At 62.7% G+C, this 498-nt stretch carries 1 protein-coding gene; it reads right to left on the minus strand.

Annotation, left to right across the window (positions count from 1 at the left end; all coding sequences use genetic code 11):
- Nucleotides 1-81: 81 nt before the first annotated feature.
- Nucleotides 82-498, minus strand: a 417-nt coding sequence (locus tag ACU8YC_RS26385) for a hypothetical protein (RefSeq protein ID WP_446896177.1), incomplete at its 5' end; no start/stop codon positions are given.

The raw sequence follows: 498 nt of genomic DNA on the forward strand, positions 1-498 counted from the left end.
GTGCGGGATCGCTGGCACATCCGGCCAGCATGAAGAAGGCCAGTGATGCGCTGGGGAAGAGACGTTTCAACACGCTGAATCCTACTTTTTCGAAGCCTTTGGCCGCTCCGCCTGCTGGTTTTTCCAGACGGTCAGGTTGTGCGCCACCAGCTGTTCCGGCACACCCGCGGCACGCAATTCTGTCATTTTCCGCGCCAGTTGTCCGCGCAGCCAGGGATCGTTGCAGGCCGAATCGTGCGAGATGGCCAGATGCATGTCACGCCCGACCACTGGCGGATCAAGCCGCTGAATCTTGTCCAGCAAGCCCGATGCATCCGCCGCGGCAACCGTGCTGTAGCGCTCGTGCAACAGGTAATCACTGCCGCCGGCGACCAGTCTCTGCAAGCCCTGGTCGAGGCTGTTGACCTGCTGCAACTGCAGGCTGCTCTTGGCGAAGGCATCGAACTCGCTGCCGAAACGCCCGGCGCCAACGGTCAGCCCGCCGTGCCCCTTCAGGTC

This window comes from Citrobacter sp. VF227, from assembly GCF_052950715.1.